Raw genomic sequence first — 24,916 nt, forward strand, 5'->3', positions numbered from 1 at the left:
ACGACCTGGTCGCCACCTCCAGCAACAACCCGCTGCGGAAGATCTCCGACTTCCTGCCCCAGGCCAAGGACGTCGGCCTGCACCTGGTCGTCGTGCGCCGCACCGGTGGCGCGTCCAAGGCGATGTATGACCCGATCATCGGCAAGCTCAAGGAGATCGCGGCACCGGGCATGGTCATGAACGGCTCCCGGGACGAAGGCGCCCTGGTCGGCAACATCAAACCCTCGGCCATGCCCCCGGGCCGGGGCAACCTGCTCACCCGCAAGTCCGGCAAGCAGCTCATCCAGGTGTCGTGGATCCAACCCGACTGAGCACGGTGGCGGGGCGTGCCGCGGTGGGGGGTAGGTTCCTCCCCGAGGGTGCGCCCCGTCGGCCGGGCGTGGGGAACGAACACTGCGGGAGCTGCTGGTGACGGTCCGGGTTGCGGTGGACTTCGGGACGTCGAGCACCTGCGTCGTCGCCTCGGTGAACGGGCGCGATCCGCAGGTCGTGGTGATCGACGGCCAGCCGCTGATGTCCTCGGCCGTGTTCGCGGCGGCGGACGGCACGTTGTTCGTCGGCCAGGAGGCCGAGCGGCAGGCGGCGGTCGACCCGTCGCGCTACGAGCCGAACCCCAAGCGCCGGATCGACGAAGGCGAGCTGCTGCTCGGCGAAAGCGTCCTGCGCGTCACCGACGTCGTGCACGCCGTGCTGGGGCGCGCGGTTTCCGAAGCGCGCCGCCTGGCCGGGGACGCCGAGGTGGACCTGCTGGTGCTGACCCACCCCGCGGACTGGGGCGCCATCCGCACCCGGCTGCTGCGGCAGGCCGCCGGCGGGCTCGCGCGCGAAGTCGCGCTGGTGCCGGAGCCGGTCGCGGCGGCGGTCTACCACGCGGCGACGTTCGCGCCGCAGGACGTGACGCGCGACCGCACCGTCGAGTTCAGCGGCCGTCCCGGTGACGCGCTGGCGGTGCTGGACCTCGGCGGCGGCACGGTCGACGTCAGCGTGGTGCGGCGGCTGCCGCCGGACACCGCGCGCGACCGGGCCGGCCGGCCGCAGCGCGGCGGGTTCCAGGTGCTCGCCACGCGCGGCGACCCCGCGTTCGGCGGCGCGGACATCGACCAGGCGCTGCTGGAGCACGTCGGGTCCCTGGTGTCGGCGGTGGACCCCGACGCGTGGCGCCAGCTCGTCGAGGGTCGCGAACTGGTCGACCGGCGCCGCCGTCGCGTGCTGCGCCAGGACGTCCGCGGCGCCAAGGAGACGCTCTCCCGGCACGCCTACACCGACGTGCCGATGCCGCCGCCGTTCGCGGACGCGCACGTGACGCGCGAAGACCTGGAACGGCTGATCGCCTCGCCGCTGGGCCGCGCGGTGGAGCTGACGGTCGCGGCGATCGGCGACGCCGGCCTGCGGCCGAAGCAGCTCACCGCGATCTTCCTGGTGGGCGGGTCGAGCCGGATCCCGATGATCTCCCGGCTGGTGCACGAACGCACCGGCGTCGTGCCGACGAGCCTCGACCAGCCCGAAACGGTCGTCGCGCGCGGCGCGCTGCGGGCGGTGCTGGTGGACCCGGACCGCACCGGCGCGCTGCCCGGCGAAGCGATGGCCCGGCTGGGCGCGGTGCCGGGCGCCGCCCTCAACCCGGCGGCGCAGCGCACGGAGGTCGTCCGCCCCGGCGACGTCGCCCCGCGCCCGGCCCCGCCGCGCGTGGCACCCCCGTCGGCCGGGTTCCCGAACCGCGCGGCCCCGCCTTCGCCGCCCCACGGGCAGCCCGCGGCACGGCCGTGGACCCCGCCCGCCGGCCAGCCGGGCCCGCCCGGTGTCCGGCCCGGCGGGCCGCCGGAGGCCGCCCCCGTGAAGAAGAAGGGGCGCGGGAAGCTGTGGGGCGTGCTCGGCGTCGCCGCGGTCGTCGTGGCCGCGCTCGTCGTCGGCGGGGTCCTCCTGTTCCGCGACCCGGGCAGCCCGGCCGAGAGCGGTCGGACGCTCTCGCAGTACGACTTCAAGTTCGTCTCCCCGGAGGACTGGGTCCAGACCGACGACCGGGTCGCCGAGCGGCAGGTCGTCATCCACCCGCAGGAGTCCCGGGACGGCAACGACCTGCTGGTCGCGCAGGAGTACGTGATGGACTACGACGCGACCGCCGACCCGCAGAAGCTCGCCGACGAGCTCAAGCGCAGCGCGGACAGCGACCCGGACCGCTGGAGCGGGTTCAACCCGAGCCTCGCCTACGCCGGCAAGACCGTCATCGGCTACCACGAGGTCAAGCCGGACCACCCCGACATCCAGGTCGACTGGTACGTCGTGGCGAAGGGCAAGATCCGGGTGCACATCGGCTGCCAGTACGCCACGGCGCGGCTGCGCGACCGGGTCACCGCCGCGTGCACGCAGGCCGTGCGCACGGTCGAGATCCTCAATTGAGAGAGGAGGGCACGCGGTGCCGTCCGAAGAGTTCGAAAGCGCTGCGGCGTCCTTCAAACGGATCGGCCAGGACGCGGTGACCCACGCCCGGCGCGTCGCCGGGAACGCGAAAGCGCGGAGCCTGCGCCACCACAGCGAAAACGCCGAACTGCTCAAGCGCGGCGGGCGCGGCGCGAAACCCGGCGACCCGGCGTCCGGCACGCTGCGCGCGGCCGCGGAACGGTTCCGCCGGGCGCGCGGGCTCGGTGTTCCCGCGGTTCCGGATCCGGCCGATTCGGTTCCTTCGCGTTCGCAACCCTCCGCTCGCGCCCCTCGAACGGGTGACGAGGACGAAGACTTTTCCCAGATGCGAATCATGAAACGCGACGCATGAGTTCCGTCCGTGATCGCTGTGCGTGTGCTAATTCCCCTGGTGGCGAACGCATTTTCGGGTGACGCGTAGCTGTGTCGTGGGGTTCGCGGAATACCGGCGGCGACCGGTTCCGGCCACGGGCGTTCACGCAAGCAACTACTTACCGGCAAAGCACGACAAGGGGGAACCGGACATGGCAAGGTCTGCGTCGTAGGGCCGTACAACGAACAAGCTTGGTACGGACAACCACTCTTGAGAAGGGGGTTCCAGCATGGCTGGATTCACCGGGACAGTTCAGCAGTTCACCGAGGCCGAGGGTCGCGTCACCGAGGTCCGCGCCGCCATGGACCAGAACCTGTCCACGCTTCGCGACCGCATCGAGGCCACCCGCGCGGGCTGGCAGGGCGACGCGCAGAAGGCGTTCGACCACGTCATGCAGCGCTTCGACGAAGACGGCCGCAAGATGAACCAGTCGCTGCAGCGCATCGCCGAGCTGCTCAAGGAAGCCGGCTCGAAGTACGAGCGCTCCGAGCAGCAGCAGCAGGAGATCCTGGGCGCCGTCAACCGCGGTTTCGACGCGCTCGGCTGAGCTTCACCCTGAACTTCCTTTCCCGCAACCAAAACTTTCCCAGCGCACAAGGAGAACATCATGCCCAATGACGCCGGCATCAAGGTCAATTACGCCACGATCCGCGCGGCGGCGGACGACTGCCAGCAGACCGGTGGCGAGCTGCAGCAGGCCTTCGACCGCCTGAAGGACGACCTCAAGCCGCTGATCACCACCTGGACCGGTTCCGCGAAGGACCAGTACGACCAGGCCCAGCGCACCTGGGACCAGAGCTTCGAGGACCTGAAGCAGGTTCTGGCGCAGATCGCCGCCGCCCTGCCGCAGATCGCCGACGGCTACCAGGCCACGGACAACGCCGTCGAAGGCCTGTTCTGAGCCGGTAGTCCCGGAAACCACGGCGGGGCCGCACTTCGGTGCGGCGCCCGCCGTTTCTTCGTTGGTGGGGAAAACTCAGTGCGGGGCGCCGACTTCGTACTCGGGCCGGTCGTTGAGCACGCGCACGGTGACCTTCTTGTCCTGGCCCGCGATCTTCACCGTGCAGTCGAACGTCGTGCCGTTCTCGGCGGCTTCGTTCGCCGGGCACTGCGCGTTCTTCACGTCGGGTTCGCCGTAGCTCTCGTTGAGGACCTTGACCACACCGTCCTGAAGGGACTGTTGCTCGAGGACGTTCCCGCGGAACGCGCCGAGGAGCCAGGCCGCGCCGCCGACGACGACGAGCACCAGAACCACGGCTCCCGCGATCAGCACCGGTTTCTTCGACTTCGGCTTCTTTTCCGGCGCGGGGGAAAACGCGCCGAGACCGCCGTACTGCGTCGGCTGGAACCCTCCGCCGTATTGAGGCTGCGCCGGCCGGCCGCCGGCCGGGGTTCCGGTCTGCTGCGGCGTCGGCTGGGACGGCGGCTGCCACGGGCCGGCCGCCGGCTGGCCCGGCTGCCACGGCCCGGAGAACGACCCGCTCGTGCCGGGCTGCTGCGGCGCCTGGTTCCACTGGCCGGTGTAGGAGCCCGTGCCCGGGTCCGCGTTCTGCTGCCACTGCCCGGCGTGCGGGCCGGTCGCCTGCTGCTCGGGCTGCCACCCGGAAGGCGGACTGGCGGGCGGTTGCCACCACTGCGGCTGCTGCTGGTCGGGTGGCTGGGTCATCGGTGCTCACCTCGGGTCGTCGCGGCGGTCACTGGCCCTGCGCTTCGCCGAGCCGCTGGTAGAAGGCGTTCATCGCCGCCCGGTCGGGCAGCACCGTGATCTGCGACGCGTCCGGCAGCTTCGGCATGTCCTGCAGGCTCGCCTTGCCGGTGAACTTGAACTCGTACTTGAGCTCGACGTTGTGGCCGTCGCCGGTGAACTTGGCGTCCATCACGAACGAGACCAGGCTGCCGTCGGGGTTCAGCGTGATCGTGGTCGGCACCATCGCCTTCTTCAGCTCCGGCCCGATCAGGTCGGTGATGCTCGGCGGCAGGATCTCGACCCGGTTCTTGACGAAGATCGCGAACGGCACGTTGACCGTCAGCGCCGTCTTCCCGTCGCCGAGGCTCTTCGCCCCCCGGACCGCGCGCTTGTCGGTCTTGTAGGCGTCCACGGTCGAGGCCGCCATGCGGCACGGCGTCAGCACCCCGCCCCAGACGCACGGCTGGACGAGCCCGGTCTCCGGCTTCGGCATCGACACCCACGCCGTCGGCGAGACGCCCTTCTGGACGTACATCGGGCCGAGGTAGGTGTACTCGACCGTGCCGTCCGCCGGGGTGTACGTGTCGATGATCTCGTCGGGGTTCTTCTGCGAGCGGTGCCGCACCGCGCGGCTCTCCGGGTTGCCGGTCCGGGCCGACGTCACGGTGCTGTGGATCCACTTGGCGTCGAACTTGAAGTAGGCGTCCAGCGAGTTGGTGACGTCGCGGGTGTCGGTGATGGCGTCGCCGAGCTTGCCGATGACCTGTTCGAACTTGCCGCCGACGTAGTCCGCCGCGTCGTCGCCCTTCGGCAGCGCGGTGCCCGCCTTGGCCTGGCCGCAGGCGCTGACCAGGGCCAGGAGGGCACCCAGGACGAAGATCGCCGTCGGTCGTTTCCTCATGCTGTCCCCTGCTCGGCTGTGCGCGGCCCGTGTCGTCCCATCCTCGCGTGTCGTGCGGTCGCGTGCAGGCACTTCGACGGGAAAACCGGGTAGAATCCCGGCTGCGCCCGGGCAGCTCGGAGCCTAGTATGGGCGCCTCCACCACCCCCGATGCACGGGTGCGGTGGGCGTGGGGGTATCTTTACATGTCGTTGTGCGCTGCGGCGCGTAAGCGCTAGGCCCGCACAGAACCCACACGCAATGTTGACGACGAGGTAGACCCTTGCCCACGTACAGCCCCAAGCCCGGCGACGTCACTCGTGCCTGGCACGTGATCGACGCCGAGGATGTCGTGCTCGGAAGGCTGGCGACCGAGGTCGCCACGCTGCTGCGCGGCAAGCACAAGCCGACCTACGCCCCGCACGTGGACACCGGTGACTTCGTCATCATCGTCAACGCCGAGAAGGTCGCGCTCACCGGTAACAAGCGCGAGCAGAAGTTCGCGTACCGGCACAGCGGTTACCCCGGCGGTCTGCGCAAGCGCTCCTTCGGCGAGCTGCTCGACACCAAGCCCGAGCACCTCGTCGAGAAGGTCGTCAAGGGCATGCTGCCGAAGAACAAGCTCGGCCGCGCCCAGGCGAAGAAGCTGAAGGTTTACGCCGGCGCTGAGCACCCGCACGCCGCGCAGCAGCCGCAGGCGCGCGAGATCACCAAGATCGCGCAGGTCGCGCAGTGAGTGAGGAACAGTCTGTGACCAGCACCGAGACCGAGACCCCCGAGGTCGTTGAGGCCACCGAGGCGACCGAGACCGGCGCCGTGGCCACCAGCGAAACCCCCGCCGCCCCGCGCCCGTCGCGGGCCGCGGGCGGCAACGCCCAGACGGTCGGCCGCCGCAAGGAGGCCGTCGTCCGCGTGCGGGTCGTCCCGGGCACCGGTGAGTTCAAGCTCAACGGCCGCACCCTCGAGGAGTACTTCCCGAACAAGGTGCACCAGCAGCTCATCCGCGAGCCGCTGGTCACGGTCGAGAAGCCGGACTCCTTCGACATCTTCGCCAACCTCAAGGGCGGCGGCGTCTCCGGCCAGGCCGGTGCGCTGCGCCTGGCGATCGCCCGCGCGCTCGTCGAGGTCGACGCGGACGACCGCCCGGCCCTCAAGAAGGCCGGCTTCCTGACCCGTGACGCGCGCGCCACGGAGCGGAAGAAGTACGGCCTCAAGAAGGCCCGCAAGGCCCCGCAGTACAGCAAGCGCTGATCGCGCCCCTGGCGCAACCACCCGGAGCGCCCATCCGTCCATCGGATGGGCGCTCCGGTGCTTTTCGGGGGTGTGTCGTTTCCGCGGGTTGGAGCGACACTCAGGGGTGGGCGAAGGCGGTCCGCCCGCGTCGCTAGGTTGTCGTGGTCATCCACAAGGAGGTCGATCGATGGCACGCCTGTTCGGTACCGACGGGGTACGTGGCCTGGCCAACGCCGAGCTGACGCCGGAGCTCGCGCTCGCGCTGGCGGCCAGCGCCGCCCGCGTGCTCGCCGCGCACGACCGCTCGCACCGGCCGGTCGCGGTCGTCGGCCGCGACCCGCGCGCCAGCGGCGAGATGCTCGAGGCCGCGGTCGTCGCGGGCCTCACGTCCGCCGGGGCCGACGTCCTGCGTGTCGGCGTGCTGCCGACGCCGGCCGTGGCCTACCTGGTCGGCTCGCTCGAGGCCGACCTGGGCGTGATGATCTCCGCGTCGCACAACCCGATGCCCGACAACGGCATCAAGCTCTTCGCCGCGGGCGGGCACAAGCTCCCCGACGGCATCGAGGACGAGATCGAAGCCGGCCTCGCGGACGGCAAGGTCCGGCCGACCGGAGCCGGCGTGGGCCGCGTCCACGACGTCGACGACGCCCTCGACCGCTACGCCACCCACCTGCTGAGCGCGACGCCGCACTCGCTCGCCGGGCTGAAGGTCGTCGTCGACTGCGCGAACGGCGCGTCGTCGGCCGCCGCGCCCGAGGTCTACCGCCGCGCCGGCGCCGAGGTCGTCGCGCTGCACGCGGAGCCGGACGGCATCAACATCAACGAGCACTGCGGCTCGAACCACCCCGAGCGGCTGCGCGAGGCGGTCGTCAAGCACGGTGCCGACCTCGGCATCGCGCACGACGGCGACGCCGACCGCTGCGTGGCCGTCGACTCGGCGGGCGAGCTGATCGACGGCGACCAGATCATGGCCGTGCTGGCGCTCGCGCTGGCCGAGGCCGGCGAGCTGGTCAAGGACACCCTGGTCGCGACCGTGATGAGCAACCTCGGCCTGCACCTGGCGATGAAGGCCCACGGTGTGAACGTCGTCACGACGGCGGTGGGCGACCGGTACGTCCTCGAGGAGCTGCGCGCGAGCGGCTACGCCCTGGGCGGCGAGCAGTCCGGCCACGTCGTGCTGCCGGCCCATGCGACGACGGGTGACGGCCTGCTCACGGCCCTGCGCCTGATGAGCCGCATGGCCGAGACGGGCAAGTCCCTCGAAGACCTGGCGGCCGTGATGAACCGCCTGCCGCAGGTGCTGGTGAACGTCCCGGTGGCGGACAAGGCGGCGGTGGCCGGCTCGTCCGAGGTCCGCGACGCGGTCGGCGAGGTCGAGGCCGAGCTGGGTGAAGAGGGCCGCGTGCTGCTGCGCCCGTCGGGCACCGAGCAGCTGGTCCGCGTGATGGTCGAGGCCCCGGCGCAGTCCACGGCCCAGGCGGCCGCGGATCGCCTGGCCGGCGTGGTGTCGGCGGTTTCCTGAGTCTGCCGCGGCTGTAGTGAGTGGTCAGGGCGGTTAGAAACCCGCCCTAACCACTCACGACAACCCGCGCCGAGACCAGGCCGTGGAACACCGGGTGGGTCTTCCACCGCACTTCGTCCACCCGGCAGCCGCCGCCGAGCACCTTCGCCAGCGCGGCCAGTGCGATCTCGCCCTCGGCCAGTGCGACTCCGGACCCTGGACAGGCGTGCCGGCCCAGGCCGAACGGGAGGCCGTCGGCCAGCGACACCGCCAGCGGGCCGTCCGGGCCGAAGCGCAGGACGTACCGCGCCGGGCAGATCGACGTCACCAGCTCGCGCACGCTCCGCGGAGCCGGCGAGGTCGCCAGCTCCAGCCCGGCGCAGGCGAGGAAGTTCAGCGAGTTCTCGTAGGCCGCGTGGGCCAGCACGACCGGGTTCAGCACCAGCTCGTCGTCGTCGAGCCGGCCGGCGGCGTGGGCCGCCCGCAACTCCGTCAGCCCGCCCGGCCCGGCCGGCGTCCGGCTGAGCTGCACCGCCAGCCGGAACGCCGACGCCTGCCCGGCCCGGTCGGTGCCGCCGAAGACGTCGAGGTTCGCCGTCGTCCGCTCCAGGTGGTCCAGGAAGACGTCGTCGAGCGGCACGCCCAGCACCGCCGACGTCACCGCGCCCGCCACCGGCCGCGCGAAGTCGCGCACGAGGTCGAACGACGACCCCAGCCCGGCCACGACCGCCTCGATCCCGGCGACCACCGGGCCCGGCAGGGGTTCCAGTCCGGCGATGATGTCCCGCAGCACCCCGCGCACGCGTGCGTGGCCGTCGCCGTCGCGCAGCAGCACGCTGGGCGAGCCGATGCCGGGATCCGACGTCAGCTCCGGCGAGCGCAGGGCCCGCGCGCACGCGTCGCGGCCGGAGACCACACCGATCCCGTGCCGCTCGAACTCGTCCATCGCTTCGACACGGTAGGGCAGGATGGGCCCGTGCCGCCCGCAGACGTCCCGGACGAGGTCCTGACCACACCGTTCACGGACTACCTGCTTCGCAACGCCGCCGAAGACCGCCCGGCCTTCACCTGCCGGACCTTCCCCGGACCCGCCGACGAGACGCTGACGTGGCCCCAGGTGCTCGACCGCGTCCGCGGTGTCGCCCGGGAGCTGCGGCGGGCCACCCGGCCAGGTGATCGCGTGGCGATCGTCGCCCGGCAGGACCTCGGGTACGTCGTGGCGTTCCTCGGGACGCTCTACGCGGGCCGCGTCGCGGTGCCGCTGTCCGTCCCGACCGGCCGCTCCGGCCGCGCCCGGATCGAATCGGCCTTCGCGGACGCCACCCCGGCGGCCTGCCTGACCTCGGCGGATCTCCTCGGCAAGATCCCGCCGAGCGCTGCCCTGGCCGTCGAGGAGATCGAGCCGGACGGCACCGAGCCGCCCGCCGACATCGCGCCGGCCGACCCGGCGTACCTGCAGTACACGTCGGGCTCGACGCGCCGCCCGGCCGGCGCCGTGATCTCGCACCGCGCGCTCGTGGCGGCCTGCTGGCAGACCACGGAGTGCTACCACGCGAGCGCGTCGACGCACGTCGCCGGCTGGGTGCCGTTCTTCCACGACATGGGCCTGGTCCTGCTCATCGGCACGCCGGTCTTCCTGGGCGCGCACTCGGTGTTCTTCACGCCGATGGAGTTCGTGCGCGACCCGATGCGGTGGATCCGGCTGCTCGCCGACCACCCCGGGGTGGTCACGGCCGCGCCCAACTTCGCCTTCGACCTCGCGGCGGAGGCAGCGGGGGAGCTGGTGGACCTTTCGCACGTCAACTCGGTGCTCAACGGCAGTGAGCCGGTCCGCGCCGCCAGCATCGGCGCCTTCCAGCGCGCCTTCGCGCCGTCCGGGCTGCCGCTCACTGCCGTCAAGCCGTGCTACGGCCTGGCCGAGGCCACGGTGTTCGTCGCGAGCGCGGGCGACGAAGGCCCGACGGTCACGACGTTCGACGGCGGTTCGCCGCTGGTGTCCGTGGGGCGGCCGTACGGCCAGCGGGTCCGCATTGTCGACAAGGAGATCCAGGTGTCCGGGCCCAACCTGGCCGACGGCTACTGGGGCCGGCCGGACGAGCGCGGCCTCTTCACCGAGGACGGCTGGCTCCGCACCGGCGACCTCGGCTTCGTCCACGCCGGGCAGCTGTACGTCACCGGGCGGCTGAAGGACCTGATCATCGTCGACGGCCGCAACCACCACCCGCAGGACGTCGAGGCCACGGTCGAAGCCGCGCACCCGGCCATCCGGGCCGGGCGCGTCGCGGCGTTCGCCGTGCGGGACGACCGTGGCGAAGGCGTCGCCGTCGTGGCCGGCTGCGCGGCCCCGGACGAGACCGTCGAGACCGCGGTGCGGCGGGCCGTCTCGGCGGCCCACGACCTGCCGCTGCGCGCCGTCTGGCTGGTGCCGCCGGGCGCGGTGCCGCGGACCTCCAGCGGCAAGGTGTCCCGCACCGCGGCCCGCGACCGCTGGTGGGGCGAGAATGGGCGCCATGACTGACACGGCCGCCTACGCCGAGGAGATCCGGAAGATCGTCTGCTTCGCGCTGGAGATCCCGCCCGAGCGGCTCACCGACTCGACGCCGTTCGACGACGTCGGCATGACGTCCCGGCAGCGCGTCCAGCTGCTCGCGCGCGCCGAGGTGCACTTCGGCGTGTCGGTGGACTTGGACGAACTCGAGCGCCTGGTGGACGTCCGGGGTGTCGCCGAGGTGATTTCCGAAGCGGTCGCCGCGCAGCGCCCCACTGGGTGAGTGCACTTCGGCAAAGCCCAGGTAGGGCGCGGGGCCGAACGCTAGACTCTGTGTGCATCTGCGACGGCACCGAATGGCGTCCGGGTGCGTCACAGTCTCGGAACCCGGGACAGGGACTGTGGGATCGAAGGGGGCAGCGACCATGCCAGACGGTTATGCAGCGAGTTCGGAGGCGATGACGCGGGCGCAGATGCGCTTGGCGGACGTCGCGGACGACCCGGCAGCCGAAGGGAAGAAGGTCGCGCCCACCGAGCTGAAGAAAGAAGACTTCGGCCGCGTCCACGGCGACGGTTTCGACAAGTACAAGTCGGGGATCGACGAAATCGGCGCCGGCCTGGCCGGGCTTTCGAACGCGTTGACGAACCTGGGCAACGGCATCGGGACCGCGGGCTCGAAGTACACCTCCCAGGAGGCGGACGCCGGCGCGCAGGCGAAAGCGGCGGGGAGCAAGTAATGGCGGACTGGGCGGAAATCAAGAAGATCCTCGACGATCCGAACGTCTCCATGAAGACGAAGTCGGATCTCATGGAGGAGTACGACCGCAACACCTTCAACTTCAACGACGAAGAAGAGAAGTACGCCAAGGAATACATCGACGGGTACTCCGACGGCGACAACGACGGTTACCAGATCTTCGAAAACGACGACACCGACGAGATCGTCGCCCGCGCGAAGCAGGAATCCGAAGCCAAGGGCAAGGAACAGCAGGCCCAGACCGACCGCAAGAACACCGCGAAGAAGAACCTCGACGGAATCACGCCGCCGACGCTGGGGGTCGGCGCGAAGAGCTCCGACGAGCTGCTCGACCAGGGCAACGTCGCGGTCGACTTCCTCGTGCAGTGGACCGACGAGATCTGGAACAAGATCAAGGGCGGCACCGGGCACATCGACTCCCAGAAGGACCTCCGGGACAAGTTCCACGAGAACCGCGGGATCCAGTTCCAGAAGTTCCTCACCGAGGCCGACGACCTGAGCAAGGCGCACAAGGTCGTCGAGGACACGCTCACCACGAGCGACACCGAGCTCCAGACCCTCTTCGGGGAGTGGAAGGGCAAGGGCGCCAACGCGGCCGAGATCAAGTACGACGAGATCATCAAGCCGCACTCCAAGGAGCTGTCGCAGCAGATCGACGGCGCCGCGAAGCTGATCCCGCAGACCGTGACGCGCGTTTTCGAGGCCGTCAAGAAGAAGGTCGACGAGGTCCTCGCGCTGCACCGGACGACGATCGCCCAGGCCGACATCACCATGGCCGGGGACGTCCTCAAGATCGCCAACGGCGACACCGACAAGTTCGACGACTTCATGAAGGTCGCCGGCTGGGTCGACGCCGTCAACGCGAAGAACGGCAACCAGACGAACCTCGCCGAGCGGCTGCAGAACGACGACTGCGGCTTCAACGACGAGAACAAGGAGTACGGCCGCAACGTCTGCCGCTACTGGCGCGACGGCGCGTTCACCACCGAGTACCAGGGCCTGATCAACGCGTTCAACGGCTCCTGCAAGTCCGCCAAGGACACCATCGACCAGCAGTTCGGCGCGCTCGAGCAGTTCATGGGCGGCTACCGCAACCAGCTGACCGAGGCGGCGGGGACCGACAAGGGCGGGGACCAGAGCGGCGGCGACCAGCACAACGGGAACGGCGGCGGCTCGAACGGCGGCGGCTCGAACGGCGGTGGCGGGTCCACCGGCGGCGGGGGCAGCACCGGCGGTGGCGGCAGCACGGGTGGCGGCGGCAGCACGACGCCGTCGGCGGCCGAGCCGCCCAAGGCCGAAGACCCGGCGAAGCACGAGGACGGGAAGAACCCGATCACCGGCAAGCCGCTGGAAACGGACCCGGAAACCGGGAAGCCGTACCCGATCGACCCGACCACCGGCGAGGCCATCAAGGACACCGGCGACACCGACACGGTGTCGGTCAAGAAGGGCGACAACACGATCGAGATGTCCGAGCCCGACAAGCAGGGCAAGCAGGACATCTCCGTGGACGACGGCCACGGCCACAAGAAGGACTTCCACCTCGACTGGGGTGACGACGACAAGGCCAAGGACGGCAAGGACGGCGCCGCCGCCGACGGCAAGGACGGCTTCGGCCCGCAGGGCAGCCAGCACGCGGGTGCGGGCAAGGACGGCCAGCCCGCCGCCGACGGCAGCTACAAGCCGGGCCCGGACGGCAAGATCCACATCCAGGACGGCAACCTCAAGATCACGGCCGAGCGGCCCGAGGGCCCGAACGGCCCGACGATCGTCACGGTCGACGACGGCAAGGGCGAGCCGACCACCTACACGCTCGACGAGAAGCACGACCCGAAGGCGGGCGACCTCAAGACCGACCCGGCGTCGGCTACCGACGGCAGCGGCTCCGCCGTGAAGCACGACCCGGGCGCCCAGTCGCCGCTGACGAAGGACCCGGCGCCGGCCAACCCGGACCCCGGCTTCACGCACGGTTCGGCGGCGGCGTCGAGCGGGTTCTCCGCGCCCGGCGGGCAGGACTTCTCCGGTGACTTCGGCGGCAGCGCCGGCGCGGAGCCGGCCGTCGCGACGGCCGGCGCGGGCGTCGGTGGCGGCGACTCCGGTGTGGCCGGCGGCGGTGGCGGAGACGCGACCACGACGGCCGGGGCGAGCAACTTCGGTTCCGCCATCACCGGTGGCGGCGGTTCGGCCGACTTCGCCGGCGCGGTGTCGCTCGAGCCGGGTGCCCACACCGGCAGCGACGCGTCGCTGCCCGCGGCCGACGGCGGCGGGCTCGGGGCCACCCCGGTCGACCCGGGCGTGCACCAGGCCGCGGCGAGCTCGTCGAGCAGCATGAGCGGGATGTCCGGCATGGGCGGGATGGGCGGCATGATGGGCGGCATGGGCCAGTCGCCCGGTGGCGGCGGCGGTGACCAGCAGCGCGGGCCGAGCCAGTACCGCATCGAAGGCGGCGTCTTCGAGACGAGCGGCGCGAAGGGCCGGATCAGCGGCTCGCTGGACGACGAGGGTGACCGTTCGATCCGGTACGACCGGTGACGAGGGCCGAGGAGGGCCGATGAGCAGCGCCGAAGAGCGGTATCGCGCGGCGATCTCGACGATGGACGCCGCGGCGCGGGAGCAGGACGAGCAGCGGGGGCTGCGCGAACGCCGCGTCGCGGAGGCCGAGACGCAGGCCCGCGAGGGGTTGAAGAACGAGCTGGCGGCCGCGCAGAAGTACGCCGAGCACATGGACGAGCTCAACAAGCGCAAGCAGAGCGCGGGCGGCTGGGCGACGGAGAAGACCCTGGCCGACAAGGGCCGCGAGTCGCTGATGGAGTTCGGCGTCCACGAGGAAGAGGCGGACACCGGCTACACGGCCTACCCGACGCCGAGCTACGGGACGCCGGCCGTCCCGGCCGCGGCGGCGGTGCCCCCGCCGGCGCCGGAACCTCCCGCCGCACCCCCGGCGCCGGAGCCGCCGAAGCGCGGGCGGCACGCCCGCCAGCCCGACGACGAGGACGACTTCTCGAGCACCAGCTGGCTGGTCTGAGAGATGTCCCCGGAGCCCGCCCGCGTCAGTGGGCGGGCTCTTCTTCGCGGTCGATGGGCGCGAGCTTGACGTCCGCTTCGAGCAGCGGCCGGTACTTGTCGGTGCCGGTCAGGTGCGTGAGGAAGAAGGCCGTGAACAGCGCGCGGGTGACCTGCTGCGTCTTGCGGTGCGGCTTGCCGTGCATGATCAGCTGCGACCAGTGCCGGCCCTCGGTGACGCCCAGGTGGGTCGCCTTGCCGAGGGTGCGCAGCTGGACGTCCTCGCCGCCCCAGGCGTCGGTGATCGCCTCGGCGTGCCCGATCTTGGGGGCGACGAGGTCCTCCTCGGCGGCGAGGTGCAGGCCGGGAACGGTGATGGCCTTCGCGGACTCGGTCGCGGGCGGCAGCGTCTGGGCGGCGGCGATGGTCGCGACGGCCTTGATCCGCGGGTTTTCGGCCTGCGCGTCCTGAGCCGCGGCCAGCACGGCGGAGCCACCCCCGGTGGAGTGCCCGGCGAGGCCGAGCTTGGCCGGGTCGACGCTGATGCCGTCGGGCCCGAGCCGCACCGTGGTGACGACGTCGAGAGTGGTCAGCAGATCGGCGGCGAGCAGCCGGTGCGACGGCAGCGGGCCCCGCTGGGTAGCGGGCGCGGCGGCGACGATGCCCCAGCTGGCGAGGTGGTGCAGCAGCTGCCGGTACCGTTCGGGCGGCTGCAGCCACCCGTGCCCGAAGGCCACGGCGGGCAACCCGAGCCCGGCGCGCGGCGTGAAGACGACGCCGGGCAGCCCGACCAGGGCGAGATTGCCCCGCAGGACCTCGTGCGGACCCGGGTGCGTCAACTCCGCGAGCAGCTGCTTGGGCTTGCTGGCCATGCGGGAACCCTACTGTGCACCTCCGCCGAAGGCGCGCCCGCCGCGCTCGGAGCCGGCAGCCAAGAGCGCAACCGGCACTCCACCCAGCCCCTCCCGCAACCCCGATCCGAAGCCAGAACACTGCCGGCCGTAGTCACAATCAGACTTCGGGGTGGCGGCTCCCGAACCGCACACGTGTGGGTGACACCGCATTGGTCCGGACCACAACGACAGCGATAACCGCAGGTGAAGAACCCTTTCCGGACCCAGTCAACCCGCCGAACATCCCTCGTTAGGCTGGTGCGCGTGTGTGGAATCGTGGGATATGTCGGGCACCGCCCGGCTCTGGACGTCGTCCTCGGCGGGCTCCGGCGCATGGAGTACCGCGGTTACGACTCGGCCGGGATCGCCGTGCTGGACGGCGGCGAACTGACCGTCGAGCGCAAGGCCGGACGCCTCGCCAACCTGGAAGCCGAGCTCGACAAGGTCGGCCGGGACACCATCACCGGCACCGCCGGCATGGGCCACACCCGCTGGGCCACCCACGGCGCGCCGATCGACCGCAACTCGCACCCGCACCGGGACACGACCCAGCGCGTCGCCGTCGTGCACAACGGCATCATCGAAAACTTCGCCACCCTCCGCGCCGAGCTGGAAGCCGACGGCGTCGAGATGGCCAGCGACACCGACAGCGAGACCGCCGCCCACCTCGTCGCCCGCGCCTACACCGAAGGCGACACCAAGGGCGACCTCGCCGCCAGTGTCGCCGCCGTCTGCCGGCGGCTCGAAGGCGCCTTCACCCTCGTGGTGACGCACGCCGACCAGCCGGACACCATCGTCGCCGCCCGGCGGTCGTCGCCGCTGGTCGTCGGGGTCGGCGAGGGCGAGCACTTCGTCGCCTCGGACGTCGCCGCCTTCATCGAGCACACCCGCGAGGCCGTCGAACTGGGGCAGGACCAGCTCGTCGTCATCACGCGCGAGGGCTACGAGGTCACCGACTTCCACGGTGACGCCGCCCAGGCCAAGCCGTTCACCGTCGACTGGGACCTCTCCGCCGCCGAAAAGGGCGGTCACGAGTACTTCATGCTCAAGGAGATCGAGGAGCAGCCCGAGGCGCTTGCCAACACGCTGCGCGGGCACTTCGAGTCCGGCCGGGTCATCCTCGACGAGCAGCGCATCTCCGACCAGGACCTCCGCGACGTCGACAAGGTCTTCGTCGTCGCCTGCGGGTCGGCCTACCACTCCGGCCTGGTCGCGAAGTACGCCATCGAGCACTGGACGCGCCTGCCCGTCGAGGTCGAGCTGGCGTCCGAGTTCCGCTACCGCGACCCGGTCCTCGACCGCGACACGCTGGTCGTCGCGGTGTCGCAGTCCGGCGAGACGGCGGACACGCTCGAAGCCGTCCGGCACGCGCGGGAGCAGAAGGCGCGCGTCCTGGCCGTCTGCAACACCAACGGCGCGCAGATCCCGCGTGAGTCCGACGCCGTCCTCTACACCCACGCCGGTCCCGAGATCGGCGTCGCGTCGACCAAGGCGTTCCTCGCCCAGATCGCGGCGAACTACCTGGTCGGCCTGGCGCTGGCGCAGGCCCGCGGCACGAAGTACCCGGACGAGGTCGCCCGCGAGTTCGCCGAGCTGGAGGCCATGCCCGCGGCCGTCCAGAAGGTACTGTCCACTGTGGAGCAGACGCGGGACCTGGGCCGGCGCATCGCCGACTCGCGCGCGGTGCTGTTCCTCGGCAGGCACGTCGGGTTCCCGGTCGCCCTCGAAGGCGCGCTGAAGCTCAAGGAACTCGCGTACATGCACGCCGAGGGTTTCGCGGCCGGCGAGCTCAAGCACGGCCCGATCGCGCTGATCGAAGAGGGCCTGCCGGTCGTCGTCGTGATGCCGTCGCCCAAGGGCCGCGCGGTCCTGCACTCGAAGCTGGTCTCGAACATCAGCGAGATCCAGGCCCGCGGCGCCCGCACGATCGTGATCGCCGAAGAGGGCGACGAGACCGTCCGGCCGTTCGCCGACGAGCTCATCGAGGTCCCCGCGGTGCCGACGCTGCTGCAGCCGCTGGTGTCCACGGTGCCGCTGCAGGTGCTGGCCGCGGAGATCGCCCGCACCCGCGGGTACGACGTCGACAAGCCGCGTAACCTGGCGAAGTCGGTCACTGTCGAGTAAGCGGAGGCCCCGCCGTGCAGGGAATCTGGACCACGGAACGGATTCGCGAGGCGGAGGGGCGGGCGTTCGCCGTCACGCCGGAAGGCGAGCTGATGCGGCGCGCGTCCTTCGGCTTGTCGGTGCAGATCGCGGATCTCCTCGACGACCACACCGGCGGCGTTTCCGGCCGCCGGGTCGTGCTGCTGGTCGGCTCCGGCGACAACGGCGGTGACGCCCTGTGGGCGGGCGCGTTCCTGCGCCGACGCGGGGTGGCCGTCACGGCGATCCTGCTCAAGCCCGAGAAAGCCCACGCCAAGGGACTCGAAGCGTTGAAGCGGGCCGGAGGCCGCGCGGTGCCCGCCGAAGAAGGTCCACAGTGGATCGAACGGGCGGACGTCGTGGTCGACGGCATCGTCGGCATCTCCGCGAAGGGCTCGCTGCGGCCGGACGCCGCGCGGCTCGTCGAGCTCGTCGAGGCACCGATCGTGGCGGTCGACCTGCCCAGCGGCGTCGACCCGGACACCGGCGCGGTCGACGGCCCGGCCGTGAAAGCGACCCGCACCGTGACGTTCGGCGCCCGCAAGCCGGTGCACGCGCTGGCGCCCGCCCACTGCGGCGAGGTCGTGCTGGTCGACATCGGCCTCGACCTGGCCGACCCCGACCTCCAGCGGCTCGACGTCGTGGACGTCGCCGCGGCGTGGCCGGTCCCGGGGCCCGAGGACGACAAGTACAGCCAGGGCGTCGTGGGGGTCGCGGCGGGCTCGGCGACGTACCCGGGCGCGGCGGTGCTGGCGGCGGGCTCGGCGGTCCGCGCGACGGCGGGCATGGTCCGGTACGCGGGCCACGCGGCCGACGTCGTCCGGTCGCAGTGGCCGGAGATCATCGCGACGGGCACGGTCGCGGACGCGGGGCGGGTCCAGGCGTGGGTGGTCGGCCCGGGCATCGGCACCGGGGCGGAGGGCCGGGACGTGCTGCGGCACGTGCTCGGCCAGGGCGTCCCGGTCTGCGCGGACGCCGACGCGACGACGATCATCGCGAAGTCCCCGGACGTCCTGGACGCGCGTGACCCGGACACGCCGCTGGTCCTGACACCGCACGCGGGCGAGTACGAGCGCCTGATGGGCCGCAAGCCGGGCGCCGACCGCGTGACGGCGGCGCGCGAAGCGGCGAAGAAGTACGACGCGGTGGTGCTGCTGAAGGGGCACGTCACGGTGATCGCGGCCCCGGACGGCCGGGTCGCGGTGAACACCCCGCGCGGTGCCTGGCTGGCGACGGCCGGGTCGGGCGACGTCCTGTCCGGCCTGGTCGGCTCCCTGTTGGCGGCGGGCCTGGACCCGTGGCTGGCCGCGGCGGCCGCCGCGAACGTCCACTCGCTGGCCGGCGCGATCGCGGCCCAGAACGCGCCGACGTCGGCATCGGGCCTGGTCCACGCGATCCCGGAAGCCATTCGGTCGGTCCGCTCCCTCATGTCCTGAGCAGAGTTATCGAGTTCTCTGTTAACTCCAGGGGACAAATCTGGTAAGAATGCCGTGTGAGCGGCGGCACAGCACCCGGAGACCGGAAGACCCGGCCGTCCGACGCTGCCGTCGAACAGCGTCGGCAGGAGATCCTCGACCACGTCATCGAGCAGGGCGAGGTCCGCATCGACGACCTCACCACCCGGTTCAAGGTCAGCCTGATGACCATGCACCGCGACCTCGACGACCTCGCCGAGCGCCGCCTCCTGCGCAAGCTGCGCGGCAAGGTCGAGGCCTACCCGGCCCTCACCATCGAGACCGCCGCCCGCTTCCGCGACACCCTCCACCACGGCGAGAAGGACGCGCTCGGCGAAGCCGCCGCGAACCACGTCCAGCCCGGCCAGACCGTCTTCGTCGACGACTCCACCACGCTCCTGCCGCTGGTCAAGCGCCTGGCCGAGATCGACGCGCTCACCGTCGTCACCAACTCGCTGCACGCCGCGCGGCTGCTCGGGCCGAAGGTCGACGTCGTGCTCGCCGGGGGCCGCTACTCCCACGAGTACGACTCCTGCGCCGGTCCCGAGGTCCTGAACCTGCTCGACTCGATCCGCGCCGACATCTCGTTCGTGTCGGTCACGGCCGTCGCGGTCGGGCGGCTCTTCCACCCCGATCGCGACTACGCCGAGCTCAAGAAGGCCGCGCTCAAGGTCGCGAACCGGACCGTCCTCGTCGTCGACCACTCGAAGTTCGGCCGCACCGCCACCTACGCGCACGGCGACGTCGGCGACTACGACCTGCTGATCACCGGTGAGTTCACCCCCACCGAAGAGATCGAGGCCGCGCTCAACGCGGGCACCGCGATCGAGATCGTCGAACACGTCGCAGAGGGGCAGCCCTATGACAGCTGAGCTGGTCGCCGGGATCGACTCGTCCACGCAGTCGACCAAGGTCGTCGTGTGCGACGCGCGCACCGGGGAAATCGTCCGCACCGGCCGCGCGCCGCACCCCGACGGCACCGAGGTCGACCCCGCCGCCTGGTGGGACGCCTTCACCGAAGCCACCCGAGGCGTCCTCGACGACGTCAAGGCCATCGGCGTCGGCGGCCAGCAGCACGGCATGGTGACCCTCGACGAGCAGGGCGAGGTCGTCCGGCCCGCGCTGCTGTGGAACGACACCCGCTCCGCGCAGGCGGCGCTCAACCTCATCGACGAGCTGGGCGGGCCCTCGGTCTGGGCGAAGTCCGTCGGCTCGGTTCCGGTCGCGAGCTTCACCGTGACGAAGCTGCGCTGGCTGGCCGAGCACGAGCCGGAGCTGGCCAACCGCGTCGCGCGCGTCCTGCTCCCGCACGACTGGCTGACCTGGAAGCTCACGGGCGGCGACCCGGTCACCGATCGCGGCGACGCGTCCGGCACGGGCTACTTCTCGCCGTCGGACAACGCCTACCGCCTCGACGTCCTGAGCCACGCGTTCGGCGGCCGGACGCCCGAGCTGCCCACCGTGCTCGGCCCGGCCGACGCCGCCGGCCACACGAAGGACGGCGTGCTCGTCTCGGCGGGCACCGGCGACAACATGGCCGCCGCGCTCGGGCTCGAACTGCAGCCGGGCGACGTCGTCGTCTCGCTCGGCACCAGCGGCACGGTGTTCGGTGTCGCAGAGCACGGCGCAGCCGACGCGTCCGGCGAGGTCGCCGGGTTCGCCGACGCCACCGGCCGGTTCCTCCCGCTCGCCTGCACCCTCAACGCCGCCCGCGTCCTCACCGCGACGGCGACGATGCTCGGCGCGACCCTGGGTGAGTTCGACCGCCTCGCCCTCGGCGCCGAGCCGGGTGCCGGCGGCCTGACGTTCCTGCCGTACCTCGACGGCGAGCGCACCCCGAACCTGCCGGACGCCACCGGCTCGTTGACCGGCCTGACCCGGGCCAACATGACCCCGGAGAACCTCGCGCGCAGTGCCGTCGAAGGCATGCTGTGCGGCCTGGCCGCCGGCCTCGACGCGGTGCGCGCGCACGGCCTCGACGTCCACCGCGTGCTGCTGATCGGCGGGGGCGCGCAGTCGGCCGCCGTCCGCGCGGTCGCGCCGCTCGTGTTCGGCGTGCCCGTGCAGCTGCCCGACGTCGCCGAGTACGTCGCCATCGGCGCGGCGCGGCAGGCGGCGTGGGCCCTGGCTTCCAGTGCGGAACCCCCGTCCTGGCAGGAGAACCAAAAACTCCGGCTCGAGCTGGACGAGCCGACCGAGGCGCAGCGCGCCGAGGGCCACCGGATCCAGCAGCGCCACCTCGAAGCCCGCGAAGCGGCGCACGGGGTCCGGCGGACTCTCGGAGAGGACTGACCGATGGCTTCCATCACCTACGACAAGGCGACCCGGCGCTACGCCGGTTCGGAGCGCCCCGCGGTCGACGCGCTGGACCTGGAGATCGCCGACGGCGAGTTCCTGGTGCTGGTCGGCCCGTCCGGCTGCGGCAAGTCGACCAGCCTGCGCATGCTGGCCGGGCTCGAGGACATCGACGACGGCGCCGTCTGGATCGGCGACCGCGACGTCACCCAGCTGCCGCCGCGCTCGCGCGACATCGCGATGGTGTTCCAGAACTACGCGCTGTACCCGCACATGACGGTCGCGCAGAACATGGGCTTCGCGCTGAAGATCGCCGGCCGCCCCGCGTCCGAGATCAAGCAGAAGGTCCTCGAGGCCGCGAAGCTGCTGGACATCGAGCAGTACCTCGACCGCAAGCCGAAGGCGCTCTCCGGTGGTCAGCGCCAGCGCGTCGCGATGGGCCGCGCGATCGTCCGCGAGCCGCAGGTCTTCCTGATGGACGAGCCGCTGTCGAACCTCGACGCGAAGCTGCGTGTTTCGACGCGCACGCAGATCGCCGCGCTCCAGCGCCGCCTCGGCGTCACCACGGTGTACGTCACGCACGACCAGGTCGAGGCCATGACGATGGGTGACCGCGTCGCCGTGCTGTCGGACGGCCTGCTGCAGCAGTGCGACACCCCGCGCGCGCTGTACGACCGGCCCGCAAACGCTTTCGTCGCCGGGTTCATCGGCTCGCCCGCCATGAACCTCGTCACGGCGAAGCTGACGGCCGAGGGTGCCGAGCTGGGTGGCGCGCGCGTGCCGCTGTCGCGCGAGACGATCGCGGCCGCCGACGGCGACACCGTCAAGCTCGGCTTCCGCCCGGAGGCCCTCGAGGTCACCACCAGCGAGGACGGCACCCTGCCGATCAAGGTGGACCTGGTCGAGGAGCTGGGCTCGGACGCGTACGTCTACGGCAAGCTGGCCGAGAGCGACGCCGAGGGCACGCAGTCCAACATCGTCGCCCGCGTCGACCCGCGCACGCCGCCCGCCATGGGCGACACGCTCCACCTGCGCATCCGCCCGGACGAGCTGCACGTGTTCTCGGCCACAGGTGACGGGGCTCGCCTGCCCTGACCTCGGGTCATGGGAAACTGGAGGCGTTATGTCCTCCAGTTTCCCGCGCGCCCAGGTCGACATCGACCTCGACGCGATCCGCCACAACCTCACCGTGCTGGGCGCCCGCGCGCCCGGCTCCGAAGTGATGGCCGTGGTCAAGGCCGACGCCTACGGCCACGGCGCGCTGCCGGTGGCGCGCGCCGCGGTCGAGGCCGGCGCGAGCTGGCTCGGCACCTGCTCGCTCGCCGAGGCCCTCGCGCTGCGCGAAGCCGGGATCACGACCCGGCTGTTCAGCTGGCTGGACACCCCGGACGTCGACTTCGCGCCGGGCATCGAAGCGGACGTCGACCTCGCGGCCAGCTCCCTGGGTGAGCTACGCCGCATCGCGGCCGCCACGCCGGCGGGTACCCGGGCGCGTGTGCACCTCAAAATCGACACCGGGCTGTCGCGCAACGGCTGCCCGCCCGCCCGCTGGGCCGAACTGGTCGAAGCGGCGGCCGCCGAACCGCGGGTCGAGGTGGTCGCGATCTGGTCCCACCTCGCGTGCGCGGACGAGCCCGAACACCCGTCGATCGACATGCAGGCCAAGCGGTTCGCCGAGGCGTACGACGCGGCCCGCGCGGCCGGGCTCGACCCGAAGCGGCACCTGGCCAACTCCGCGGCCGTGCTGACCCGGCCGGACCTGCACTTCGACCTCGTGCGGCCCGGCATCGCGATGTACGGGCTCAACCCGGTGCCGCAGGCCGAAGACCTGCGCCCGGCGATGACGTTCCGGTCGGCGGTCACGCTGGTCAAGCGCGTCGACGCCGGGGAATCGGTGTCCTACGGCCACACCTGGACCACCCCGCGCGCCACGAACCTGGCGCTGGTCCCGGCCGGGTACGCCGACGGCGTGCCGCGGTCGCTGTCCGGCCGGATGGACGTCTGGCTCGGCGGGCAGCGGCGGCCCGTGGCCGGGCGCGTCTGCATGGACCAGCTGGTGGTCGACTGCGGCGACTTCGAGCCGTCCGCCGGCGACGAGGTCGTGCTGTTCGGCGCCGGGGCACAGGGCGAGCCGACGGCTCGCGAATGGGCCGACAAGCTGGGCACCATCGACTACGAGATCGTGACGTCGATGTACCGGCCGCGGGTGCGGCGCCGGTATCTGGGGGAGCGCTCGTGACACCTTCACGACGACTGCTGGCCATCGCGGGCGGGGTCGGGGCCATCGCCACCGGGACCGCCGCCGCTATCGTCGCCGCGCAGCAGCGGCGGCACAGTGAGGATCCGTACGTGGACGAGCCGCTGGGGGAGCTGAAGCCGGACCGTACTTCCACGGTCGCGGCCGAGGACGGCACGCCGCTTTCGGTCGAGGAGATCGACCCGGAAGACGGCGGGAAACCGGAACTGACTGTCGTGGGGGTCCACGGCTTCGCGCTTTCGCGGCGCTGCTGGCACTTCCAGCGCCGCGACCTCGCGTCGCTGAGGCTGCCGCGCGTGCGTCAGGTGTACTACGACCACCGCGGCCACGGCCTGTCCGGCGCGGCGAACGCGGAGACGTCGACCATCGAGCAGCTGGCGCGCGACCTCGACGTCGTGCTGCGGTCCGTGGTGCCGGAGGGACCCATCGTGCTGATGGGGCACTCGATGGGCGGCATGGTGATCATGGAGCTCGCCGCCGAGTTCCCGGAGCTGTTCGAAGACCGCGTGTGCGGCGTCGCCTTCATCGCGACGGCCGCGGGCGAAGTGGGCGCACGCGGGTTGCCGCGTCCGCTGCTCTCGAAGTACAACCCCCTGACGCGGGCGGCCGGCGGGCTCGCCGGGTGGCAGCCGGGGCTGGTCGAGTTCGTGCGTGCCGCGGGCGGGCAGCTGACCCGCCAGGCCGTGCGACGGCTGGCGTTCGGCAGCCGCGACGTCGCGCCCCGGCTCGTCGACTTCATGCTCGAGATGCTGGAAGTGACGCCGGTCCGCGGGCTGGTCAACTTCGTCGACACGCTCGGCAGCCACAACCGGTACGCCGCCCTGGCCGGGCTGAAGCACGCGGAAGTGCTGGTCATCGGCGGCGACTCGGACCGCTTCACGCCGTTCTCGCACGCCGAGCGCATCGCGTCCGAGCTGCCCGACGCGGAGCTGGTGCGCGTCCGCGGCGCCGGCCACATGGTGCAGCTCGAGCAGCCCGAGCTGGTGAACAGCCATCTGATCGATCTCCTGCAACGCTGTTCCGGTGTGGACGGCGAATCTACGTCCCGGCGAAACTGGTGGTGGCAGCGTTGACCTTCGTTTTTCCCACGCCCGAAGAGACCATGGACTTCGGGCGCGTGCTCGGCCGCGTGCTGCGCGCCGGTGACCTCGTGCTGCTGGCGGGCCCGCTCGGCGCGGGCAAGACGACGCTGACCCGCGGCATCGCGGACGGCCTCGGCGTCGGCGGCCGGGTCAGCAGCCCGACGTTCGTGCTGGCCCGCGTCCACCCGGCGGGTGCACCGGGCGTCCCGCTGGTGCACGTGGACGCGTACCGCCTGGGCGGCGACCTGTCCCAGCTGGACGACCTCGACCTGGACCCGGACCTGGAGCGCTCGGCGATCGTGGTCGAGTGGGGCGAGGGCTCGGCGGAGCGGCTGTCGGAGGACTACCTGGTGGTCCGGCTGGACCGCCGCGAGGACGACGTCCGCGAGGTCACCCTGGAACCCCACGGCACCTGGGCCGACCGCGTACCGGAGCTCGCCAAGATGTCGTGAG

The 24,916-nt window shown here is 71.8% G+C and carries 25 protein-coding genes; 21 read left to right on the plus strand and 4 right to left on the minus strand.

The genetic code is table 11. The features are described from left to right. From ACYVLJ_RS27425 to ACYVLJ_RS27445, 5 genes are all read left to right on the plus strand, one after another. On the plus strand, positions 1-311 hold a 311-nt coding region (locus ACYVLJ_RS27425; protein ID WP_460440864.1), incomplete at its 5' end, for a hypothetical protein. 97 nt (positions 312-408) lie between these two features. Continuing rightward, positions 409-2,397, plus strand: a complete 1,989-nt coding sequence (locus ACYVLJ_RS27430; protein ID WP_460440865.1) for a type VII secretion-associated protein — start codon at positions 409-411, stop codon at positions 2,395-2,397. A 16-nt stretch (positions 2,398-2,413) separates the two neighbouring features. Beyond that, positions 2,414-2,770 (plus strand): hypothetical protein, encoded by a 357-nt coding sequence (locus ACYVLJ_RS27435; protein WP_451978131.1) that lies wholly within the window; start codon positions 2,414-2,416, stop codon positions 2,768-2,770. A gap of 250 nt (positions 2,771-3,020) precedes the next feature. Then, a complete protein-coding gene (locus tag ACYVLJ_RS27440) occupies positions 3,021-3,338 on the plus strand; it encodes a WXG100 family type VII secretion target (RefSeq protein WP_451978128.1) in 318 nt (105 codons plus the stop codon). 60 nt (positions 3,339-3,398) lie between these two features. Then, positions 3,399-3,692, plus strand: coding sequence for a WXG100 family type VII secretion target (locus tag ACYVLJ_RS27445; protein ID WP_451978125.1), 294 nt, complete (start codon positions 3,399-3,401; stop codon positions 3,690-3,692). A gap of 75 nt (positions 3,693-3,767) precedes the next feature. Here ACYVLJ_RS27445 and ACYVLJ_RS27450 read toward each other — a convergent pair whose 3' ends face one another. Both ACYVLJ_RS27450 and ACYVLJ_RS27455 read right to left on the minus strand, forming a co-directional pair. Continuing rightward, complete coding sequence (locus ACYVLJ_RS27450) at positions 3,768-4,457, minus strand: DUF4333 domain-containing protein (protein ID WP_451978122.1); 690 nt, start codon at positions 4,455-4,457, stop codon at positions 3,768-3,770. 28 nt (positions 4,458-4,485) lie between these two features. Continuing rightward, the gene (locus ACYVLJ_RS27455; protein WP_460440866.1) at positions 4,486-5,379 is read right to left on the minus strand and encodes a hypothetical protein; all 894 of its coding nucleotides are present in this window, start codon (positions 5,377-5,379) and stop codon (positions 4,486-4,488) included. Positions 5,380-5,641: 262 nt separating this feature from the next. Here ACYVLJ_RS27455 and rplM point away from each other — a divergent pair, with 262 nt between their 5' ends. The 3 genes from rplM to glmM all read left to right on the plus strand — a co-directional run bounded on the left by rplM (position 5,642) and on the right by glmM (position 8,113). Next, positions 5,642-6,094, plus strand: a complete 453-nt coding sequence (gene rplM, locus ACYVLJ_RS27460) for a 50S ribosomal protein L13 (RefSeq protein ID WP_257927182.1) — start codon at positions 5,642-5,644, stop codon at positions 6,092-6,094. Between the two features lie 14 nt (positions 6,095-6,108). Then, positions 6,109-6,609, plus strand: coding sequence for a 30S ribosomal protein S9 (rpsI, locus tag ACYVLJ_RS27465; protein ID WP_004560139.1), 501 nt, complete (start codon positions 6,109-6,111; stop codon positions 6,607-6,609). A 169-nt stretch (positions 6,610-6,778) separates the two neighbouring features. Continuing rightward, positions 6,779-8,113, plus strand: coding sequence for a phosphoglucosamine mutase (glmM, locus tag ACYVLJ_RS27470; RefSeq protein ID WP_451978113.1), 1,335 nt, complete (start codon positions 6,779-6,781; stop codon positions 8,111-8,113). 46 nt (positions 8,114-8,159) lie between these two features. Here the strand turns inward: glmM and ACYVLJ_RS27475 are convergent, their stop codons facing one another. Then, the gene (locus ACYVLJ_RS27475; RefSeq protein WP_460440867.1) at positions 8,160-9,038 is read right to left on the minus strand and encodes a cytochrome P450; all 879 of its coding nucleotides are present in this window, start codon (positions 9,036-9,038) and stop codon (positions 8,160-8,162) included. Between the two features lie 30 nt (positions 9,039-9,068). On the opposite strand from ACYVLJ_RS27475, the gene ACYVLJ_RS27480 reads away from it, so the two are divergent. From ACYVLJ_RS27480 to ACYVLJ_RS27500, 5 genes are all read left to right on the plus strand, one after another. Continuing rightward, the gene (locus ACYVLJ_RS27480) at positions 9,069-10,610 is read left to right on the plus strand and encodes a fatty acyl-AMP ligase (RefSeq protein ID WP_460440868.1); all 1,542 of its coding nucleotides are present in this window, start codon (positions 9,069-9,071) and stop codon (positions 10,608-10,610) included. Then, complete coding sequence (locus ACYVLJ_RS27485; RefSeq protein WP_451978104.1) at positions 10,603-10,863, plus strand: acyl carrier protein; 261 nt, start codon at positions 10,603-10,605, stop codon at positions 10,861-10,863. Before ACYVLJ_RS27480 ends, ACYVLJ_RS27485 begins: the two co-directional genes overlap by 8 nt. 175 nt (positions 10,864-11,038) lie before the next feature. Further along, complete coding sequence (locus tag ACYVLJ_RS27490; protein WP_451978101.1) at positions 11,039-11,317, plus strand: hypothetical protein; 279 nt, start codon at positions 11,039-11,041, stop codon at positions 11,315-11,317. After that, positions 11,317-13,869, plus strand: coding sequence for a WXG100 family type VII secretion target (locus tag ACYVLJ_RS27495; protein ID WP_460440869.1), 2,553 nt, complete (start codon positions 11,317-11,319; stop codon positions 13,867-13,869). The genes ACYVLJ_RS27490 and ACYVLJ_RS27495 overlap by 1 nt, the downstream gene beginning before the upstream one ends. Positions 13,870-13,888: 19 nt before the next feature. Beyond that, the gene (locus ACYVLJ_RS27500; RefSeq protein ID WP_460440870.1) at positions 13,889-14,362 is read left to right on the plus strand and encodes a hypothetical protein; all 474 of its coding nucleotides are present in this window, start codon (positions 13,889-13,891) and stop codon (positions 14,360-14,362) included. A 25-nt stretch (positions 14,363-14,387) separates the two neighbouring features. On the opposite strand, the gene ACYVLJ_RS27505 is transcribed toward ACYVLJ_RS27500, so the two are convergent. Continuing rightward, positions 14,388-15,212 carry a dienelactone hydrolase family protein gene (locus tag ACYVLJ_RS27505; protein ID WP_460440871.1) on the minus strand — a complete coding sequence of 275 codons (825 nt, stop codon included), beginning with the start codon at positions 15,210-15,212 and terminating at the stop codon, positions 14,388-14,390. 285 nt (positions 15,213-15,497) lie between these two features. On the opposite strand from ACYVLJ_RS27505, the gene glmS reads away from it, so the two are divergent. From glmS to tsaE, 8 genes are read left to right on the plus strand one after another with little or no spacing between them, the layout of a single operon-like run. Beyond that, complete coding sequence (gene glmS / locus ACYVLJ_RS27510; protein ID WP_460440872.1) at positions 15,498-17,357, plus strand: glutamine--fructose-6-phosphate aminotransferase; 1,860 nt, start codon at positions 15,498-15,500, stop codon at positions 17,355-17,357. A gap of 14 nt (positions 17,358-17,371) precedes the next feature. Continuing rightward, positions 17,372-18,811 carry a bifunctional ADP-dependent NAD(P)H-hydrate dehydratase/NAD(P)H-hydrate epimerase gene (locus ACYVLJ_RS27515; RefSeq protein WP_460440873.1) on the plus strand — a complete coding sequence of 480 codons (1,440 nt, stop codon included), beginning with the start codon at positions 17,372-17,374 and terminating at the stop codon, positions 18,809-18,811. A gap of 56 nt (positions 18,812-18,867) precedes the next feature. Continuing rightward, positions 18,868-19,701 carry a DeoR/GlpR family DNA-binding transcription regulator gene (locus tag ACYVLJ_RS27520; RefSeq protein WP_451978083.1) on the plus strand — a complete coding sequence of 278 codons (834 nt, stop codon included), beginning with the start codon at positions 18,868-18,870 and terminating at the stop codon, positions 19,699-19,701. Beyond that, on the plus strand, positions 19,691-21,121 hold the full coding sequence (gene xylB, locus ACYVLJ_RS27525) for a xylulokinase (RefSeq protein ID WP_451978081.1): 1,431 nt from the start codon (positions 19,691-19,693) through the stop codon (positions 21,119-21,121). The genes ACYVLJ_RS27520 and xylB overlap by 11 nt, the downstream gene beginning before the upstream one ends. 3 nt (positions 21,122-21,124) lie before the next feature. Next, positions 21,125-22,219: an ABC transporter ATP-binding protein gene (locus tag ACYVLJ_RS27530; protein ID WP_451978078.1), complete on the plus strand. Its 1,095-nt coding sequence runs from the start codon at positions 21,125-21,127 to the stop codon at positions 22,217-22,219. A 28-nt stretch (positions 22,220-22,247) separates the two neighbouring features. Then, positions 22,248-23,363 (plus strand): alanine racemase, encoded by a 1,116-nt coding sequence (alr, locus tag ACYVLJ_RS27535; RefSeq protein ID WP_460440874.1) that lies wholly within the window; start codon positions 22,248-22,250, stop codon positions 23,361-23,363. Next, positions 23,360-24,454 carry an alpha/beta fold hydrolase gene (locus ACYVLJ_RS27540; protein WP_460440875.1) on the plus strand — a complete coding sequence of 365 codons (1,095 nt, stop codon included), beginning with the start codon at positions 23,360-23,362 and terminating at the stop codon, positions 24,452-24,454. The genes alr and ACYVLJ_RS27540 overlap by 4 nt, the downstream gene beginning before the upstream one ends. Beyond that, a complete protein-coding gene (tsaE, locus tag ACYVLJ_RS27545; RefSeq protein WP_460440876.1) occupies positions 24,451-24,915 on the plus strand; it encodes a tRNA (adenosine(37)-N6)-threonylcarbamoyltransferase complex ATPase subunit type 1 TsaE in 465 nt (154 codons plus the stop codon). The genes ACYVLJ_RS27540 and tsaE overlap by 4 nt, the downstream gene beginning before the upstream one ends. Position 24,916: the final 1 nt, after the last annotated feature.

It is taken from the genome of Amycolatopsis stemonae, from assembly GCF_054781455.1.

Bases quoted from the DNA above. Each gene is read 5' to 3' on its own strand.
- ACYVLJ_RS27450 (WP_451978122.1), bottom strand. From the start codon at position 4,457: ATGACCCAGCCACCCGACCAGCAGCAGCCGCAGTGGTGGCAACCGCCC.
- ACYVLJ_RS27495 (WP_460440869.1), top strand. From the start codon at position 11,317: ATGGCGGACTGGGCGGAAATCAAGAAGATCCTCGACGATCCGAACGTC.
- xylB (WP_451978081.1), top strand. From the start codon at position 19,691: ATGACAGCTGAGCTGGTCGCCGGGATCGACTCGTCCACGCAGTCGACC.
- alr (WP_460440874.1), top strand. From the start codon at position 22,248: ATGTCCTCCAGTTTCCCGCGCGCCCAGGTCGACATCGACCTCGACGCG.
- ACYVLJ_RS27445 (WP_451978125.1), top strand. From the start codon at position 3,399: ATGCCCAATGACGCCGGCATCAAGGTCAATTACGCCACGATCCGCGCG.
- ACYVLJ_RS27440 (WP_451978128.1), top strand. From the start codon at position 3,021: ATGGCTGGATTCACCGGGACAGTTCAGCAGTTCACCGAGGCCGAGGGT.
- ACYVLJ_RS27490 (WP_451978101.1), top strand. From the start codon at position 11,039: ATGACGCGGGCGCAGATGCGCTTGGCGGACGTCGCGGACGACCCGGCA.
- ACYVLJ_RS27485 (WP_451978104.1), top strand. From the start codon at position 10,603: ATGACTGACACGGCCGCCTACGCCGAGGAGATCCGGAAGATCGTCTGC.
- ACYVLJ_RS27505 (WP_460440871.1), bottom strand. From the start codon at position 15,212: ATGGCCAGCAAGCCCAAGCAGCTGCTCGCGGAGTTGACGCACCCGGGT.
- ACYVLJ_RS27455 (WP_460440866.1), bottom strand. From the start codon at position 5,379: ATGAGGAAACGACCGACGGCGATCTTCGTCCTGGGTGCCCTCCTGGCC.
- ACYVLJ_RS27475 (WP_460440867.1), bottom strand. From the start codon at position 9,038: ATGGACGAGTTCGAGCGGCACGGGATCGGTGTGGTCTCCGGCCGCGAC.
- glmM (WP_451978113.1), top strand. From the start codon at position 6,779: ATGGCACGCCTGTTCGGTACCGACGGGGTACGTGGCCTGGCCAACGCC.
- ACYVLJ_RS27500 (WP_460440870.1), top strand. From the start codon at position 13,889: ATGAGCAGCGCCGAAGAGCGGTATCGCGCGGCGATCTCGACGATGGAC.
- ACYVLJ_RS27530 (WP_451978078.1), top strand. From the start codon at position 21,125: ATGGCTTCCATCACCTACGACAAGGCGACCCGGCGCTACGCCGGTTCG.